Raw genomic sequence first — 16,298 nt, 5'->3', positions numbered from 1 at the left:
TTATGCGCCTTACGACGGGCTTCAAGCCAAGCCTGCACAGGCGGTCCCAACCGATCAAAGCCGCGCCCAAAACCTATCAGGCCGGCGGTGCCGGACTAGAGAAAACTATAAGGGTCTATATCCACCTGGAGGCGCAGGTTCGACGGCAGCTTCAGGCCGGCCAGCCAGTCGCCCAGGGCCGCCTGAAGCCGGAAACCGCGCGGCGCCTTGACCAGGAAACGGCGGCGATGGCGCCCGCGCAGCACCGCCAGGGGGGCCGGGGCAGGCCCCAGGACCGTCAATCCCTGCGCCCGGGGCGCCCGCCGCGCCAGCGCCGCGGCCAGGGCATCCACCTGATGGACATCGGGTCCCGACAGGATCAGGGCCGCCAGACGGCCGAAAGGCGGCAAACCGGCCTCTTCACGGGCCTGCGCCTCAGCGGCCAGAAAGGCGTCGCGCTCGCCGCCGGCCAGGGCCTGCATCACCGGGTGTTCCGGCTCCCCGGTCTGCAAGAGCACGCGACCCGGGCGTTCCGCCCGTCCGGCGCGGCCGGCGACCTGATGCAGCAACTGATAGGTCCGCTCCGCCGCCCGCAGGTCGCCGCCATAGAGCCCGAGATCGGCATCGACCACCCCGACCAGGGTCAGATGCGGAAAATGATGTCCCTTGGCGACGATCTGGGTGCCGATCAGCAGGTCGATCTCCCGCGCCTGAACCGCGCGCAGGAATTCTGCCGCCGCATCCGGTCCGGTCAGGGTGTCGCTGGTCATCAGGCCAAGGCGCGCCTCGGGAAACAAGGCCCGGGCCTCCTCCGCCAGGCGTTCGACCCCCGGTCCGCAGGCCGCCAGGCTGCCCTCGGCACCGCAATCCGGGCAGGTCTTCGGCAGGCGGCTGGCGAAACCGCAGTGGTGACACTGCAGCCGCCCGGCCAGGCGGTGTTCGACCAGCCAGGCGGTACAGTTCGGGCACTGCAGGCGATGACCGCAGGCCCGGCAGAGGGTGAGCGGCGCATAACCGCGGCGATTGAGAAACAGCAGCACCTGTTCTTGCGCCGCCAGGGTCTCGGCGATCGCGGCCCGCAGCCTGCCGGAAAGCCAGGCCTGCCCCCCCTGTTGTCCGGCGCCAGATGCTCCGGGGCCAGGTGCTCCGGCGACAGGTGCTCCGGCAACAGGTGCTCCGGGGGCCGGCAGGCGCGGCGGTTTGTCCTCCCGCAGGTCGATCAGATCGATCCGGGGCAAGAGCGCGCCACCGTGCCGCTCCGGCAGGGAGAGACAGCGATAGCGTCCGCTCTGGACATTGTTGAGGGTCTCGATCGAGGGCGTGGCCGAGGCCAGCACCACCGGAAGCTTGCCGAGCTGGCCGCGCACCACGGCCATATCCCGGGCGTGATAGGGCACCCCGTCCTCCTGCTTGAAGGCGGCCTCGTGTTCCTCGTCGACCACGATCAGGCCGAGATCGGGAAAAGGCAGGAACAGCGCCGAGCGGGCGCCGACCACAACCGGGGCGCGGCCAAGAGCGACGGCCCGCCAGGTCGCCCGGCGCTGGGCCGAGGTGAGATCGGAATGCCACAGCGCCGGCGCGACTCCGAAACGCGATTCGAAACGCTCCAGCCACTGCGCCGAGAGCGCGATCTCCGGCAGCAGCACCAGGGCCTGACGGCCCTCGGCCAGCGCCGCGGCAATCGCCTCGAAATAGGCCTCGGTCTTGCCGGAACCGGTGACGCCGTCGAGCAGCGTCACCGAGAAATCCCGCGTCGCCACGGCCCTGCGCAGAGCCGCCGCGGCTTCGGCCTGTTGATCGGAGAGTTGCGGACCGGCCAGCGCCAGATCCGGCGTCTCGAAAGCGGGCTCGCGCTGCAGGCTGACGGCCTCGACCAGTCCGGCCTCGACCAAGCCCTTCACCACCGAAGACCCCACCGCCGCTTCGGCGGCGGTTTCAGCCAAGGCGCGGGCCGGCCCCTCGGCCAGCAGCGCCAGCACCCGCCGGCGCGCCGGGGTCATGCGGAAGCCATCGGGCACCGGCAGGCCGCTGTGCCGGTAAAGCACAAGAGGCCGCGGCGGTTGCAGGGCCGAGGGCGCGCTCAGCGCCATGCGCAGCACGGCGCCCGGCGCGGCCATGGTGTAGTCGGCGACCCAGCCGAGGAAGCGGCGCGCAACCGCCGTCAGGGGCGGCACCGGCAGGACATCGAGAACCGGCCGCAGACGCGCCAGCGGCAGAGGCGACTCGGCCTTCTCCGATTCGCGTCGATCCGATTCGTCCTCGGCGTGGCCGGCGTCGGACAGCATCTCCCAGATCACTGCCGTCACTTCGCGTTTGCCCAGCGGCACGGTGACGACACTGCCGGGTTCGACCGCCAGTTCCGGCGGAATCAGATAGTCGTAGGCACCGGAAAGAGGCAGAGGCAGCAGGACCGCCGCCCGCCTTGGCTTATCAGCAAAGACAGGTGTTTCTTCCTCGAAAGGCAGGGTGGCAGTGCTGGCAAGGCGCTTGGGCATGGGCTACACTCTAGCCGAGGGCCGAGGGAAGGGCCATCGCCCGTCCGGTGCAAAGCTTGGCACGGAAGGGCGGCGCGTAAAGCGGCCGGTGTTGGACGGTCGAAACGCGGCAAGCAAAAGGATGACACTGCAGGCATGAAGTTCTTCATCGATACCGCCGACGTGGCGGAAATTCGCGATCTGGCGGCGACCGGCCTGGTGGACGGCATCACCACGAACCCCTCCCTGATCGCCAAGAGCGGCCGGGACTTCTTCGAGGTGCTGCGCGAGATCTGCGATGTGGTGCCGGGACCGGTGAGCGCCGAGGTGACGGCGGTCGACTTCGACGGCATGGTGACCGAAGGCCGCAAGCTGGCGGCCCTGGCCCCCAACATCGTGGTCAAAGCGCCCTTGACGGTCGATGGCCTGAAGGCCTGCAAGACGCTCAGCGACGAGGGGACAAAGGTCAACGTCACCCTTTGCTTTTCGGCGGCGCAGGCGATCCTGGCGGCCAAGGCGGGCGCGACCTACATATCGCCCTTCGTCGGCCGGCTGGACGACACCGGGATCGACGGCCTGGAATTGATCGCCGATATTGTCGAGATCTACGAAGCCTACGACGACTTCACCACCGAGGTGCTGGTCGCTTCGATCCGCAACACCGGCCACATCATCGAGTCGGCAAAGATAGGCGCTCATGTGGCGACGATCCCGCCGGGTGTGCTGCGATCGATGTATAAACACCCCCTCACCGACAAGGGGCTGGAAGCCTTTCTGGCGGACTGGGCCAAGACCGGCCAATCCATCCTGAGCAACGACGACAGCGCTGAGCGCCGCAGTGCCTGAGAGCGAGACCAAGGGTAAGGAAGGCGCCGCAAAGTCCGGCGTCAAAAAGACCACATCGCAAAAGCCCGGTAAGGGAAAGGCTGGCAAGGGAAAGGGCGAGGCACTCGCGCAGCCGATTTCCGGCGATCAGGTCTCGGCCTATCTGCGCCGCCATCCCGAATTCCTCGCCGACAATCCGGAACTGCTCGACGCCCAGCAACCGCCCTCACGGGTGCGCGAAAAAGGCGTCGTCGATCTGCAGCAGTTCCAGGTTCAGCGGCTGCGCGACGAGGTCGGCAGCCTGACCTCCCTGCGCGATGAACTGATTTCCGCCGGGCGCAGCAACCTCTCGACCCAAAGCCGGGTTCATCAGGCGGTGCTGGTGATCCTCAATGCCCGCAGCTTCGAAGAATTCGTCGAAATCATCACCACCGACATGGCGGCGATCCTGGATCTGGACGTGGTGACGATCGGCGTCGAAAAGGCCGAGCAGGGCGCCACCTGGCAGCCGACGGCCGGTGTCTATTGCCTGGAAACCGGCAGTATCGACGCCTTGCTGGGACCGGGCGGCACGATGCTGCTGCGCGAGAACGTGACCGGCGACCCGACGGTCTTCGACGGCGGCGCCGGGCTGGTGCAGTCCGATGCCCTGATCCGTCTCAACATCAGCGATTCGACGCCCCCGGCCCTGCTGGCCCTGGGCTCGCGCCAGCCCGATGCCTTTCACGACGGCCAGGGCACCGAACTGCTGGTCTTCCTCTCCCAGGTGCTGGAGGTAACCTTCCGCGCATGGCTCAACCTGCCGCCAAAAACCTGAGCGCCCCCGACGCCGGGAACACTGACGCCGGGAACGCCGACGTCCTGATCCCCGCCGCCGCCGACTTGCGTCAGGCCATCGCGGACTGGCGGACCTGGTTGCGGGATGAAAAGCGCGGCTCACCCCACACCCTGCTGGCCTATCAGCACGACCTTCAGCAGTTTCTGACCTTCCTCAGCGCGCACCAGGGCAAGGCCGCCAGCCTGAGCGATCTCTCGACGCTCGCCGCCGCCGACTTTCGGGCCTGGCTGGCGGCGCGGGCGCGCGACGGGCTGGAACGCAGCTCCACCGCCCGGGCGCTTTCCAGCCTGCGCGGCTTCTTCCGCTGGCTGACAAAAAACGGTCTGGCCGAGAACGCGGCGCTTACCACTTTGCGCACGCCCAAGGTCGCCCGGTCGGTGCCCAAAGCCCTGACGGCGGCGGAGGCGGGCGAGGTTGTCGATGCCGTCGCCGAACTGAGCGACGGCGACTGGTCCGGCAAGCGCGACTGCGCGGTATTGCTGCTGCTCTACGGCTGCGGGCTGCGCATCGGCGAAGCCCTGGCCCTGACCCGGGGCGAGGCGCCGAAGCCGGGCCAGGAAGCCCTGCTGGTGACCGGCAAAGGCAACAAGCAACGCATGGTGCCGCTGCTGCCGGTGGTGACGGCAGCCATCGCCGACTATCTCACCGCCTGCCCTTACCGGGGCGATGCCAAGGCGCCGCTTTTTCTCGGACAGCGCGGCGGCCCCTTGGGCGCGCGGCGGGTCCAGGAAAAGATGCGCGCCCTGCGCGGCTTGCTGGGCCTGCCGGAGAGCGCCACCCCCCATGCCCTGCGCCATTCCTTCGCCACCCATCTGCTCGCCGGCGGCGGCGATCTGCGGGCGATTCAGGAACTGTTGGGCCATGCCTCCCTATCCACCACCCAGCGTTACACCGAGGTCGATGTGGCCGGGCTGCTGGAGGTTTACGACCGCGCCCACCCCCGCGCCCGAACCCGACGGTAGCGCAGGCGCCCCAGCGCCGGTTCGAAACCCAGTTCTTCGAAACCGGCCTTTTCCAGCACCCTGCGGGAGGCGGCATTGTCGGCCTTGGCAAAGGCGTTCAGTTCCGGAAGCGCCAGAACACGATCCGCGTAGTCCACTGAGAAGCCTGCAAACTCTGTTGCGTAACCCCGGCCCCAGACCCGCGGATGGAAGGCGTAGCCGAGTTCCACGCCCCAGCCGGGATCGAAAGGGTCCTCGTAGATGCCACCCCAGCCAACGATGCCGCCGCCCTGCCTGGCCAGCACGGTCCAGGGCGCAGTGCCGTCGCGGCGGCGGCGGCGTTCGTGCACGGCAATCCGGCGGCGGCATTGACGCAGGGAGCCGTCGAGATGGGTGTGCTGCATGGCCAGCGGATCGCCCAGGAACTCAAAAAGCGTCGGCACATCCCGCAGCGTTGGGGGCCGCAGCAGCAGCCGTTCGGTTTGGAGGGGCTCCATCGCTCAGGCCCCGGCGCGGCGTGCCAGCAGCGCCAGGATCAGCGGTCCGGTAAAGACGCCGAGGCCCAGCAGCGCGAAGGCAAAGCCCCAGGCCTGTCCCTGCTGGACGCCGCCGCCAAGATCCAACACCACCCCGAAGGCCAGGGGCGACAGAAAACCGGCACCGAAGCCCAGCAGCGCATGAAGCGCCATGGTCGCGCCGCGCCGTTCCGGCATCGCCGCGATCACCGCCCCGGCTGTCAGCGCCCCTGAGTCGGCCATGATCAGGCAGCCATAGACAACAAGGATCGCCATCAGCAGCCAAAGCGGCGCCCCGGCGATGAAACCGAGCACCAGGGCGATGCTGCCGGAGCCGAGCATGAAGAGGGAGATCACCCGCCGCCGGCCGAAAGCGCTCGCCACCTCGTTGCCGAGGATCGACGCCGGCAGGCCGAGCAGCAGCACAAGGGTTGCCACCTGGGTCGGCGACCAGCCGCCCGCCGCCAGGGCCGGCTGCTGAGCGAAGACGAAAACCAGAAAGGCGACCAGCCAGGTGCGAAAACCGAAGAGTTCCCAGATGTGGGCGGCGTAACCGAGGGTGTAGGCCAGGGCGGTGCGGTTGCGCAGCACCGGGCGGAAATCAAACACCGCCCCCGGCGGCGGCGCAGCGCCGGCCCTGCGCGGCAGAGGGCGGACGAAAACGGCCACAAGAAGCAGCGAGACCAGCGACCCCGCCGCCCCGACGACAAAGGCCGCGGACCAGCCGGCAAGGGCCGCCGTTTCACCCGCCGCGAATACCGACAAAGAGGCGCCGATACCGAAGTGCGCGGTATAGATGGCGACCGAGCGGGCCCGCCCTTCTTCCGGCAGGCGGTCGGAGAGCAGCTTGAGCCCGACCATATAGGTGCCCGCGAGGCTGATGCCGCCGAAGAAGCGAAACGCCATGGCGCTCCAGAGGCCTTCGGCAAAGAAGGCGAAGCCCAGGGCCGAGACAACGCCGAGCAGGCAGGAAAGCAGGTAGATGCTGCGGGCGTCCTCGCGGTCGGTCAGGGTGACCAGAACGGGAACCGCCGCCGTATAGCCGGCATAGTAGACGCCGCTGACCCAGCCGGCCTCGGTGTTGTTGAGACCCCAGAGCGGCTGCAGCACGGGAATCAGGGCCGGGAAGGCGGCATTGCTCAGCATGCCCAGAACCTGGGTAAGGCAAAGCAAGGCTACCAGCCGCCAACCCCGGAGCTCCTGTTCCCGTACCATAACGGCTCTTCCCTGCGGCGCGCCGGCCAAACGAACGACAGGGAAGGTAGCCGCTTTTCAGAGCCCGTGTAAAAGAAGACTTGCCGCTTTGGACAGCGGACGGGGTTATTTGATGACGCTATCCAGAACTTCGGTTTGATTGCGGGCAGCCAGAATCATCAGGACAGCGTCAACCAACCACCACAAGCCGACCAGGCCAAGGATCGGGCCACCGATGAAGAAAATGAAGGTTGCCCAGCCGGCAATGAACAAAACCGCCATGATGATGCCGGTAACCATCTTGCCGAGATACATGCGGTGAGCGCCCAGGCAGCCGATAAAAAACCAGAGCAGAAAGGCGATAAGGATCGACTTGTCATCGAACGAGAATTTCATCGCCGAGCGCGCGTTGTCCGCTGTGACAGCGTTCTTTGCATCATCAATCTCTTTTTTGGCATCAATCATTTCTTTCTCCCAATATCCTAGGGTTGCATGGTGAAACAAAGCGGCTGAAACACGCGCTCTGACCAACAGACAATTCAAACTGAATCGGCTCTTAGTCGCGGTCACCCTGCAGATAGTTCAAGCAATCGGGCCCGGACGGGCAGATAGGCGCCAAAACCGCAAAAATCCCAGCGCCTTGCTGACAAAATGATCGGCATCAGAGGGCGGCCCGGCTATAGTCGGGCTCATGACCCCCGCACTTGTTATCTTCGACTGCGACGGCGTGCTCGTCGACAGCGAGACCATTGCCAATCGAATCATGGCAGAGACCATCACCGCCACCGGCATCCCCATTACCCTTGAGGATTGCCGCGCCCGCTTTGTCGGCGGCACCCTTCAGCGTGTCGTCGATACGGTGGAGGAATGGCTCGGCAAACCGCTGCCGGCGAGCTGGAAGACCGACTTCGAGACCCGGCGCAACGCCGCCTTCCGGGAGGGCCTGCAGGCAATCTCCGGCGTCGCCGCCGCCATCGAAAAGATCCAGCAGAACGGCACGCCGATCTGCGTGGCCTCCTCCGGCAGTCTCGACAAGATGGAGCTGACCCTCGGGCTGACGGACCTGCGCCGCTACTTCGGCGACAGTATCTTTTCCGCCAGCATGGTGGCCCGCGGCAAGCCGCACCCTGACATCTTCCTCTATGCTGCCGAGCAGATGGGCCAGATGCCACAGAACTGCGCTGTCGTCGAAGACAGCCTTCTGGGCACAACGGCCGGCATGGCGGCGGGCATGCGCGTGCTCGCCTATGCCGCCGAGACCGACGAAGATGCCCTCGTCGCCGCCGGCGGCCAGACCTTCACCGACATGGCGCAACTGCCGGGCCTGCTGGGCATCGATGAAAGGCTGGCCGAACCCGCCGGTTAATTGTCCGCAGACTAAAAAGCCGCCGGCCAGGACGTGGCTGCCAGCAGAACAGGCACCATGGAGGCCACAAGCAAAAACGCCATGGCGAAATTGAAGACCCGCAGTTTAAGAGGGTCGCCGAGCAGGCGGCGAAGGGCCATGCCCGATATCGCCCAAAGGCTGATGCTCGGCAGGTTCACCGCCCCGAACACGGCGATCAGCAGCGCCAAGGCGGCGACGGCATTGCCGCCGGAAGGCTCTGCTGCGGTATAGGAAACCGTCACGATCAGCGCCACCGCCCAGGCTTTCGGGTTGACCCACTGCAGGAACGCGGCCTGCAGAAAAGATACCGGCCGGCTTGCCGAAGTCGACGGCTCTCCCTCCGGTGCCGCGCTTCCGGCCACCTTCCAGGCCAGCCAAAGCACATAGCCGGCAGCAACGATCTTCAGGACGGAGTAAACGGCGGGATGGTCCCGCAGGACCTGTCCCAAACCCAGGCCGACCACCAGGATCATACTGAGGAACCCAAGGTTGATGCCCAGGGCCAGGGGCAGGGATCGGCGGAATCCAAAGTTCGCACCGGACGCCAGAAGCAGGAAATTGCTCGGCCCGGGGGTCACCGAGGTGGCAAAGGCAAAGCCGATCAGCGCGAAAAAAAGGTCAGGGGTCATCAGGCGCTCCGTGATTGAGGAGCCGGGAGCTTGACCCTTATAACCCTCTCTGTATTTGATGTTCTGTCGCGTTTTCTTATTCAAACGTCCAGAAATCCGGATCTATGGATCATCAAGACGTCCTAAGTGATGTATTTTCCACCCTCCAGCTGCGCGGCGGGCTCTACTTCCGCGCCGATCTCGCCGGCGCCTTTGCAGTGACGGTACCGGCGGAGCCTGCCTGCGTGCGTCTCCATTTCCTGCGCCGGGGAAGCTGCTGGGTGGGCGACGAAGCGGAAGCAACCGCCCTGCAACTCCACGAGGGCGACCTGGCGCTGCTGCCCAATGGCACCGCACACGTTCTCGCCGACAGGCCGGGCCGCGACCCGCAGCCGCTTGCGGCAGTGATGGACGGGGTGCCGCTGGATGACAGCGGAACCCTGCGCTACGGCACCGGTGAGGGGCGCGCCGAGTTGCTCTGCGGCTTCTGCCGGCTCGACGCAGCGATCGACCATCCACTGCTGGCCTGCCTGCCGGGCATGATCGTCCTGCGGGCCCAGGATCTGGGCGCGCAACCCTGGACCCTGGCCGCCCTGCGCCTGCTGGCCCTGGAGACCGAACTGGCGGAGCAGGGTATGCAGGGAATCCTTGGCCGCCTGCTGGAAATTCTTCTCATCCAGACGCTGCGGCAGAATCAGCCCGGCAATGAAGAGGGGGTGCCTGACTACATGACGGCGCTGGCGGATCGGCACCTGGCCGCGGCGCTGCGCGCCATCCACAACCAACCGCAGCGGTCCTGGACCGTCACTGGTCTTGCGAAAGTCGCCGGCATGTCGCGGGCCCGCTTTGCCGAGCGATTCAACAGCCAGGTTGGCCAGGCACCCATCGCCTATCTGACAACCTGGCGCTTGATGAAGGCGCGCCAGCTTCTGCGCAACAGCGATCTGGCCACAGCCGAGATCGCCGCGCGCTGCGGCTATGCCTCTCTGCCGTCGTTCACGCGGCGCTACAAGGCCGCCTTCGGCATTGGCCCCGGCGCGTTCCGCCGCAGCGCGCGGCAGTCCTAAAACACCGCGCCCAGAACAAGCGGCGCGATCGACAGCACCAGCAACACCGCCGCGACGACGTTGAGGATCCGCAACTTCTTCGGGTCTGGGAACAGGCGGTGCAGCACCTGACCCAGCAGGGCGTAGAGCCCGATGCTCGGCAGGTTTATCACAGCGAAGATCGCCGCCAGCATCAGGACCAGGGAAACGAAGCCCGCGTCCGAGGACACGGCCGAGGTGAAGGAAACCATGCTGGCGAAAGCGACGAACCAGCTCGCAGGATTGATTACCTGAAAGGCCAGGGCCTGCGGAAAAGACAACAGCCTTTGCCCTGCCGATGTCTTCTGGGCCGGCATCTCCTGGGCCGGTCTCTCCTGGGCCGGTCTCTCCTGGGCCGGTCTCTCGTCAGCCGGCGGCGGGCGACGCGCAATCTTCCAGGCAAGCCAAAGGGCCCAAAGCGCGAAAACCACCTTGGAGACCATAAAGAGTGCCGGCGGCGCGCTCATGAACGGCTCAAAGGCCAGACCGGCCACCAGAATCATGAGCACGTAGCCAAGGCTGATGCCGAGAAGCAAGGGCAGCGACTGCCGGAGGCCGAAAGTGGCGCCGGAAGCCAGCAAGATGAAGCTGCTGGGGCCGGGCGACAGGGAAGCCTTGAAGGCAAAAACGGCAAAGGCGAGGAAGAGGTCAAGGGTCATGGGGCACACCAGAAGACAAGGACACGTCAACTTGAACGCTGAGGCCCACCCCTAAGCTGGTCCCTTGTAACCGATTTCCCTCGGTCCGTGTCGAAAGTCAGCGCTTCAGCCCAAGCGCGTCCGACCAGCCACCCGGCAGACCGGAAGCCCGACAGTCTTGCCTGGGAACATGCTCTAGATGTGAATAGCGCGGCCGTCGACGGCCAGGGCGGCTTCCTTCACCGCCTCGCCCATGCCCGGATGGGAGTGACAGGTGCGGGCGATGTCCTCGGCCGAGCCGCCGAATTCCATCACCGTCACCGCCTCGGCGAGAATATCGCCGGCCAGCGGCCCCAGGATGTGGACACCCAGCACCTTGTCGGTGCGCTTGTCCGCCAGCACCTTCACCACGCCGTCCGTATCGCCCACGGCCTGGGCGCGGCTGTTGGCGGTAAAGGGGAACTTGCCGACCCGGTAGTCGACCCCTTCCTCCTTCAACTGCTCCTCGGTCTTGCCGACGCCGGCGACCTCCGGCCAGGTGTAGACCACGCCGGGGACCATGTTGTAGTCGACATGGCTGGACTGGCCGGCCATGCGCTCCACCGCGACGACGCCGTCTTCTTCGGCCTTGTGGGCCAGCATCGGGCCCGGCACGCAGTCGCCGATGGCATAGATACCCGGCACCGAGGTCTGATAGTGCCCGTCGACCTGGATGAAGCCGCGGTTGTCCATAGCGACCCCCAGTTCCTTCAGGCCCAGGCCTTCGGTGAAGGGCCGCCGGCCGATGGCGACCAGCACAACAGCGGCCTCCATTTCCTCGGCATCGCCGCCCTTGGCGGGTTCGAGGGTCAACTTGACACCGGACTTGCCGTTCGCCGCGCCGGTCACCTTGGTGCCCAGCTTGAACTTCAGACCCTGCTTGGTGAGCACGCGCTGGGTCTGCTTGGCGATTTCCGCGTCCATGCCCGGCAGAATGCGGTCGAGGAATTCAACCACGGTCACCTTGGCGCCGAGCCGCGACCAGACGGAGCCCATTTCCAGCCCGATCACCCCGGCGCCGATCACCACCAGATGCTCCGGCACCTTGTCGAGCGACAGCGCGCCGGTCGAGGTGACGACCTGTTTCTCGTCGGTTTCGACGCCCGGCAAAGGCGTCGATTCGGACCCCGTGGCGATGAGGATCGACTTGGTCTGCAGCACCTTTTCGCCACCATCGGCCAGGGCGACCTTCACCGAACCGGCAGCGGGGATGGAGCCCCAGCCCTTGATGTAGTCGACCTTGTTTTTCTTGAACAGAAACTCGATACCGCCGGTCAGGTTCTTCACCACCTTGTCCTTGCGGCCCATCATCGCCGGCAGGTCGAGCGCCACGCCATCGACCTTGATGCCGTGCTCGGCGAAATGCTTGGTCGCATCGGCGAATTTTTCGGAAGATTGCAGCAGCGCCTTGGAGGGAATGCAGCCGATGTTCAGGCAGGTGCCGCCGAGGCTGCCGCGCCCCTCCACACAGGCCGTCGTCATGCCCAACTGCGCGGCGCGGATCGCCGCCACGTAGCCGCCGGGCCCACCACCGATAACCACCAGATCGTACTGCTTGTCGCTCATGGTCTTTCACTTCCCTCGGCGTGACGTAAACAAGGTATCAATTCCCGCCACCTTGCCGCATCGCGCCGGGGCGGACAAGCGCACAGCGGGTAAGGCAGCCGCGCCGTAAAGGCATGATCCATTTCCGAATACCCTAATCAGCGCGGCAACTCGCCGCGGGCCGGAAGATCGGCTAACCTGGGAATTCCTGTTCAACCAAACCCGCACCCTGGGAAGTATGTATGGACGCCCTCCGCGACAAGGAAAGCCTGCGCCGTTCCTGCGACCGTTTCCTCTCCCATGACCCGCCGCTCAGTCCCAGCCGGGCTTTGGCCGACTTGGCGGCCTTCCTGCCGGAAGAGACCGAAGCCGATTTCTATGGGTCGGGCCAACTGATCGAGGATTTCGAGGCGCGCATCGCCGAGATTCTGGGCAAGCCCGCCGCCGTCTTCGGACCCAGCGGCAAGATGCTGCAGAACGCCGCCCTGCGGGTCTGGGCCGACCGGCAAGGCTGCCCGACCATCGCCCTGCATCGACAGAGCCACATTTTCGCCGAGGAAGCGGAAGCCTATCAAAGCGTCTTCGGCCTGCAGGCAGCGGCCATGGGAGAACCGGATCGCCTGGCGGTGCCGGCCGATCTGGACGCTATTGTCGAACCCCTTGGGGCCGTCGCCCTGGAACTGCCCCTGCGGCGCTTCGGCTGCCGCCTGCATCCCTGGTCCGATATCGAAGGCTTCGCCGCCATGGCCAGGGACAAGGGTGTCGCCCTTCACGCCGATGCGGCAAGAATCTGGGAGAGTCAGCCTTTTTACGGCCGCAGCCCGGCGGAGATCGCCGCCCCCTTCGATTCGCTTTACGTGTCTTTCTACAAAGGACTCGGCGGGCTCGCCGGCGGCGCCCTGGCCGGCCCCGAAGACGTGGTGGCTGAGGTAAGGCTCTGGCGGCAGCGCTGCGGCGGACAGTTGATCCACCTTTTTCCCTATGTTGCTGCAGCCATGAAAGGCCTGGAAAAACGCCTGCCGCGCATGACAGCCTATCACGAGAAAGCCAAAGCCATCGCTCGCGGGCTGTCAGTCCTGCCCGGGGTATGGGTGACACCAGATCCGCCCCAGGCCAACGCCCTTCTGGTCAGCCTGGAGACCGGCGGCGCCGACCTGATGGAAGCGGCTCTGGACGTTGCGGAGGAAAGCGGCCTCTGGCTGTTCAACGCCACGCTGATATCGCCCTATGACGGCAGAGGGCTCTTCGAGATCACCGTGCGCGAAGGCGCCATGGCGTTGAGCGATGCGGAGATCGTCGAGGGTGTCGTTGCCCTGCAGCGGGCGCTCGCCCGAAGGAACGCAGCCGAAAAGGTCGCATGATGACTCAGCCGGTCGGGCGCCGGGAGCAATAGAGTTGGGCGCAGTGGATTTCAGCCTCTTTTTGCTGACAGCGGCAGTTCTGGCCCTGGCGCCGGGTCCCTCGACGCTGCTGGTCCTGTCTCACGCCCTCAGCGGCGATCGCCGCCGACCCTTGAGCCTTATGGCGGGCGCTCTGCTCGGCAACTTGTTGCTTATTGTAGTCACGGTTCTCGGACTCTCGGCTGTACTCCTCGCCTCCCAAACCGGCTTCATGCTTCTGCGCTGGATCGGCGCAGCCTATCTGATCTGGCTTGGAATCGCCTATTGGCGAGGCCTCGGAACCACTGCCCCCGCTGTTGGAAACCAGGCGCAGTCGATACAGGCTTTGCGCCATCGCGCGCTCGTATCGCAAGCCTTTCTGACATCGGTTACCAACCCGAAGGGTCTGCTTTTTTACTTCGCCTTTCTGCCGCAGTTTGCACCCGCCGGCGGCAGCGGTACTTTCCTTCTACTGGGCGGCAGCTATCTGACACTCTTCATGGCCGCTTTGGCACTCTATGCCCTGGCCGGCCACAGGCTTGCTGCTTTGGTCGTCAACCCGAAGATACAGCTCTGGAAGAATCGCCTCACCGGCGGCCTGCTGATAGGGGCCGGGTTACTTCTCTTGCGTCCCGAACGGAACTGAGATCAGGGACATAACGGCAAAGCGGCCGCCGGTTAACCCGGCGGGTCCTCGTCGTCCCCGGGCGCCAGGTCGGCCAAGGTCTCGCCTTCCGCAGCAGGGTCTGACGGGCTTTCCTTGCCGGCCGGCAGCGTAAGATTGAAACCGGCGCCGCGCGCCGGATCGAGGGGTGCCAGCGTGGCGATCAAACCGCGCCGCTTCAGGTCCAGCAGATGCCGCCCAAGGGTGCCGAACAGGGTTTCCCCGCTGTCGGGCGTCGCCGGATCGATCCGGATGAGGACCGAGCGCCCGACATCCCGAAACCGCTGACGTTCCACCATGCGGTCGACCGAGCCGACGGCGTGGGCCAGGTCCAGGCCCGTCAGGTCGAGCTCGTAGTCGGCCTCGCCATGGCGGTCCAGAAGGCGCTTGAGACGCCGGTCTGCAAAGCCGGAAAGCCCTTCGTTGTCGTCACCATTGCTCATGCCCCGGCATTACATCCCGATCAGCAAGCGCTGCGGGTCTTCAATGGCTTCCTTGACCCGCACCAGGAAGGTGACCGCCTCGCGCCCGTCGATGATGCGGTGGTCGTAAGACAGCGCCAGGTACATCATCGGGCGGATCTCCACCTTGCCGTCGACCGCCATCGGCCGCTGCTGGATCTTGTGCAGGCCGAGAATCGCCGACTGCGGCATGTTGAGGATCGGTGTCGACATCATCGACCCGAAGACCCCGCCGTTGGTGATGGTGAAGGTGCCGCCGGTCATCTCGTCCATGCCCAGCTTGCCGTCGCGGCCCTTGGCCGCCAGTTCGCCGAGAGACTTCTCGATCTCAGCAAAACCCAGCTTGTCGCAGTCCCGCATCACCGGAACCATCAGGCCGTTGGGCGTCGAAACCGCCATGCCGATGTCGTAGAACTTGTTGTAGACGATCTCATCGCCTTCGATGCGCGCGTTCACCGCCGGCAGTTCCTGCAGGGCGGCCACGCAGGCCTTGGTGAAGAAAGATGAAAAGCCGAGCTTCACGCCGTGCTTCTTTTCAAAGCTGTCCTTGTACTGCGCGCGCAAGGCCATGACCGCCGACATGTCCGCCTCGTTGAAGGTGGTCAGCATGGCCGCGGTGTTCTGGGCTTCCTTCAGGCGCCGGGCGATGGTCTGGCGCAGCTTGGGCATGCGCACCCGCTCCTCGCGCGGCCCGGCCGCCGCGGGGGCCTGCGCGGGCGCCGCTGCCGGAGTTGCAGCCGGCGCCGAGACCGGACCCGGAATGGCCTGGGTCTTGCCCTCCAGGAAGTCGATCACGTCTTCCTTGGTCAGGCGGCCGTCCTTGCCGCTGGCCGGGATCACCGCCGGGTCGAGCTTGTTTTCTTCGACCAGCTTGCGGACCGCCGGGCCCAGAGCGCCGCCGGCGGAGTCCGCCAAGAAGGCTTCGAGGTCGGCCTTGGTGATCTTGCCGCCGCTGCGCGTCACCGCGGCGGGGTCCAGGCTGATGCCGCCGCCGGACGGTTCAGACGCCACCGGTGCCGCCGGCGCTTCCGCCGCAGCGGGCGCTGACGCAGTTGCCTGGGGCGCGGGCGCCGCAGTTGCGGGGGCAGCCGCACCGGCATCGCCCCCGGCACCGGCAGCGAAAACGCCCAGCAGGGCACCGACTTCGACGGTCGCGCCTTCTTCGGCGGCGATCGACTGCAGCGCACCGGCAGAGGGCGCATTGACCTCAAGGGTCACCTTGTCGGTTTCAAGTTCGACCAGGGGCTCGTCCGCTGCCACGGCCTCACCGGCCTTCTTCAGCCATTGCGCCACCGTCGCCTCGGTGACCGATTCGCCCAGCACAGGGACGACGAGGTCCATGGCCTTGCCGTTGCCCGACGGCGCCGCAGCCGGTGCGGGCTCAGGCGCGGCGGGTTCGGGACTCGCCTTCTCGGCCGCCGCCGGCGGCGGTGCAGCGGCAACGCCTTCCCCCTCGCCGATGCGGCCCAGAAGCGCGCCGACTTCGACGTTGTCGCCTTCACCGGCAACCACCTCGGACAGCACCCCGGCTGCCGTTGCGTTGACCTCCAGGGTCACCTTGTCGGTTTCAAGCTCGACCAGCGGCTCGTCCACGGCAACGGCTTCGCCGGGCTTCTTCAGCCACTGGGCCACCGTTGCTTCGCTGACCGATTCGCCCAGGGTGGGCACTACGATATCTGTCGGCATATCCGTCTCACTCATCCTCTGGCACGAAGCCGAAGTCCGC

The 16,298-nt window shown here is 66.1% G+C and carries 16 protein-coding genes; 7 read left to right on the top strand and 9 right to left on the bottom strand.

Annotated features, from left to right (window positions below):
* Nucleotides 1-95: 95 nt before the first annotated feature.
* Nucleotides 96-2,474, bottom strand: coding sequence for a primosomal protein N' (locus tag ACP146_RS00310; protein WP_422364766.1), 2,379 nt, complete (start codon nt 2,472-2,474; stop codon nt 96-98).
* A 135-nt stretch (nt 2,475-2,609) separates the two neighbouring features.
* Here ACP146_RS00310 and fsa point away from each other — a divergent pair, with 135 nt between their 5' ends.
* The 3 genes from fsa to ACP146_RS00295 are packed head-to-tail and all read left to right on the top strand — an operon-like array spanning nt 2,610 to nt 5,078.
* Complete coding sequence (gene fsa / locus ACP146_RS00305; protein WP_422364765.1) at nt 2,610-3,299, top strand: fructose-6-phosphate aldolase; 690 nt, start codon at nt 2,610-2,612, stop codon at nt 3,297-3,299.
* On the top strand, nt 3,292-4,095 hold the full coding sequence (locus ACP146_RS00300) for a DUF484 family protein (RefSeq protein ID WP_422364764.1): 804 nt from the start codon (nt 3,292-3,294) through the stop codon (nt 4,093-4,095). The genes fsa and ACP146_RS00300 overlap by 8 nt, the downstream gene beginning before the upstream one ends.
* A complete protein-coding gene (locus ACP146_RS00295; RefSeq protein ID WP_422364763.1) occupies nt 4,068-5,078 on the top strand; it encodes a tyrosine recombinase XerC in 1,011 nt (336 codons plus the stop codon). Before ACP146_RS00300 ends, ACP146_RS00295 begins: the two co-directional genes overlap by 28 nt.
* On the opposite strand, the gene ACP146_RS00290 is transcribed toward ACP146_RS00295, so the two are convergent.
* The 3 genes from ACP146_RS00290 to ACP146_RS00280 all read right to left on the bottom strand — a co-directional run bounded on the left by ACP146_RS00290 (nt 5,039) and on the right by ACP146_RS00280 (nt 7,231).
* Complete coding sequence (locus ACP146_RS00290; protein ID WP_422364762.1) at nt 5,039-5,554, bottom strand: GNAT family N-acetyltransferase; 516 nt, start codon at nt 5,552-5,554, stop codon at nt 5,039-5,041. The genes ACP146_RS00295 and ACP146_RS00290 overlap by 40 nt on opposite strands.
* Nucleotides 5,555-5,557: 3 nt before the next feature.
* Complete coding sequence (locus ACP146_RS00285) at nt 5,558-6,787, bottom strand: MFS transporter (RefSeq protein ID WP_422364761.1); 1,230 nt, start codon at nt 6,785-6,787, stop codon at nt 5,558-5,560.
* A gap of 105 nt (nt 6,788-6,892) precedes the next feature.
* Nucleotides 6,893-7,231, bottom strand: coding sequence for a TM2 domain-containing protein (locus tag ACP146_RS00280; RefSeq protein ID WP_422364760.1), 339 nt, complete (start codon nt 7,229-7,231; stop codon nt 6,893-6,895).
* A gap of 226 nt (nt 7,232-7,457) precedes the next feature.
* On the opposite strand from ACP146_RS00280, the gene ACP146_RS00275 reads away from it, so the two are divergent.
* Nucleotides 7,458-8,132 carry an HAD family hydrolase gene (locus ACP146_RS00275; protein WP_422364759.1) on the top strand — a complete coding sequence of 225 codons (675 nt, stop codon included), beginning with the start codon at nt 7,458-7,460 and terminating at the stop codon, nt 8,130-8,132.
* An 11-nt stretch (nt 8,133-8,143) separates the two neighbouring features.
* Here ACP146_RS00275 and ACP146_RS00270 read toward each other — a convergent pair whose 3' ends face one another.
* A complete protein-coding gene (locus tag ACP146_RS00270) occupies nt 8,144-8,782 on the bottom strand; it encodes a LysE family translocator (RefSeq protein ID WP_422364758.1) in 639 nt (212 codons plus the stop codon).
* 104 nt (nt 8,783-8,886) lie between these two features.
* Here ACP146_RS00270 and ACP146_RS00265 point away from each other — a divergent pair, with 104 nt between their 5' ends.
* Nucleotides 8,887-9,828, top strand: coding sequence for an AraC family transcriptional regulator (locus ACP146_RS00265; protein ID WP_422364757.1), 942 nt, complete (start codon nt 8,887-8,889; stop codon nt 9,826-9,828).
* Here the strand turns inward: ACP146_RS00265 and ACP146_RS00260 are convergent.
* Together ACP146_RS00260 and lpdA are read right to left on the bottom strand one after the other, a co-directional pair.
* Entirely contained in the window at nt 9,825-10,505 is a 681-nt protein-coding gene (locus ACP146_RS00260) for a LysE family translocator (protein ID WP_422364756.1), read from the bottom strand. The two genes, ACP146_RS00265 and ACP146_RS00260, sit on opposite strands and share 4 nt — an antisense overlap.
* A 174-nt stretch (nt 10,506-10,679) precedes the next feature.
* On the bottom strand, nt 10,680-12,089 hold the full coding sequence (gene lpdA / locus ACP146_RS00255) for a dihydrolipoyl dehydrogenase (protein WP_422364755.1): 1,410 nt from the start codon (nt 12,087-12,089) through the stop codon (nt 10,680-10,682).
* A 221-nt stretch (nt 12,090-12,310) separates the two neighbouring features.
* Between lpdA and ACP146_RS00250 the strand changes: the two genes are divergently transcribed.
* Together ACP146_RS00250 and ACP146_RS00245 are read left to right on the top strand one after the other, a co-directional pair.
* Nucleotides 12,311-13,429, top strand: coding sequence for a threonine aldolase family protein (locus ACP146_RS00250; protein ID WP_422364754.1), 1,119 nt, complete (start codon nt 12,311-12,313; stop codon nt 13,427-13,429).
* A 43-nt stretch (nt 13,430-13,472) separates the two neighbouring features.
* Nucleotides 13,473-14,093 (top strand): LysE family translocator, encoded by a 621-nt coding sequence (locus ACP146_RS00245; protein WP_422369602.1) that lies wholly within the window; start codon nt 13,473-13,475, stop codon nt 14,091-14,093.
* 32 nt (nt 14,094-14,125) lie between these two features.
* On the opposite strand, the gene ACP146_RS00240 is transcribed toward ACP146_RS00245, so the two are convergent.
* Complete coding sequence (locus ACP146_RS00240; RefSeq protein ID WP_422364753.1) at nt 14,126-14,554, bottom strand: hypothetical protein; 429 nt, start codon at nt 14,552-14,554, stop codon at nt 14,126-14,128.
* 9 nt (nt 14,555-14,563) lie between these two features.
* Nucleotides 14,564-16,258, bottom strand: a complete 1,695-nt coding sequence (odhB, locus tag ACP146_RS00235; protein ID WP_422364752.1) for a 2-oxoglutarate dehydrogenase complex dihydrolipoyllysine-residue succinyltransferase — start codon at nt 16,256-16,258, stop codon at nt 14,564-14,566.
* Nucleotides 16,259-16,298 lie beyond the last annotated feature (40 nt).

The sequence above is a fragment of the Pelagibius sp. genome, assembly GCF_965249265.1.
Classification (GTDB): Bacteria; Pseudomonadota; Alphaproteobacteria; order Kiloniellales; family Kiloniellaceae; genus Pelagibius.
This window is presented reverse-complemented; position numbering and strand designations above follow the sequence as displayed.

Excerpts from the sequence above, each read along its gene's own strand:
- ACP146_RS00265 (WP_422364757.1), top strand. The coding sequence starts at position 8,887 with ATGGATCATCAAGACGTCCTAAGTGATGTATTTTCCACCCTCCAGCTG.
- ACP146_RS00285 (WP_422364761.1), bottom strand. The coding sequence starts at position 6,787 with ATGGTACGGGAACAGGAGCTCCGGGGTTGGCGGCTGGTAGCCTTGCTT.
- ACP146_RS00260 (WP_422364756.1), bottom strand. The coding sequence starts at position 10,505 with ATGACCCTTGACCTCTTCCTCGCCTTTGCCGTTTTTGCCTTCAAGGCT.
- odhB (WP_422364752.1), bottom strand. The coding sequence starts at position 16,258 with ATGCCGACAGATATCGTAGTGCCCACCCTGGGCGAATCGGTCAGCGAA.
- ACP146_RS00240 (WP_422364753.1), bottom strand. The coding sequence starts at position 14,554 with ATGAGCAATGGTGACGACAACGAAGGGCTTTCCGGCTTTGCAGACCGG.
- ACP146_RS00290 (WP_422364762.1), bottom strand. The coding sequence starts at position 5,554 with ATGGAGCCCCTCCAAACCGAACGGCTGCTGCTGCGGCCCCCAACGCTG.
- ACP146_RS00270 (WP_422364758.1), bottom strand. The coding sequence starts at position 8,782 with ATGACCCCTGACCTTTTTTTCGCGCTGATCGGCTTTGCCTTTGCCACC.
- ACP146_RS00280 (WP_422364760.1), bottom strand. The coding sequence starts at position 7,231 with ATGATTGATGCCAAAAAAGAGATTGATGATGCAAAGAACGCTGTCACA.
- ACP146_RS00310 (WP_422364766.1), bottom strand. The coding sequence starts at position 2,474 with ATGCCCAAGCGCCTTGCCAGCACTGCCACCCTGCCTTTCGAGGAAGAA.
- fsa (WP_422364765.1), top strand. The coding sequence starts at position 2,610 with ATGAAGTTCTTCATCGATACCGCCGACGTGGCGGAAATTCGCGATCTG.
- ACP146_RS00295 (WP_422364763.1), top strand. The coding sequence starts at position 4,068 with ATGGCTCAACCTGCCGCCAAAAACCTGAGCGCCCCCGACGCCGGGAAC.
- ACP146_RS00250 (WP_422364754.1), top strand. The coding sequence starts at position 12,311 with ATGGACGCCCTCCGCGACAAGGAAAGCCTGCGCCGTTCCTGCGACCGT.
- ACP146_RS00275 (WP_422364759.1), top strand. The coding sequence starts at position 7,458 with ATGACCCCCGCACTTGTTATCTTCGACTGCGACGGCGTGCTCGTCGAC.
- lpdA (WP_422364755.1), bottom strand. The coding sequence starts at position 12,089 with ATGAGCGACAAGCAGTACGATCTGGTGGTTATCGGTGGTGGGCCCGGC.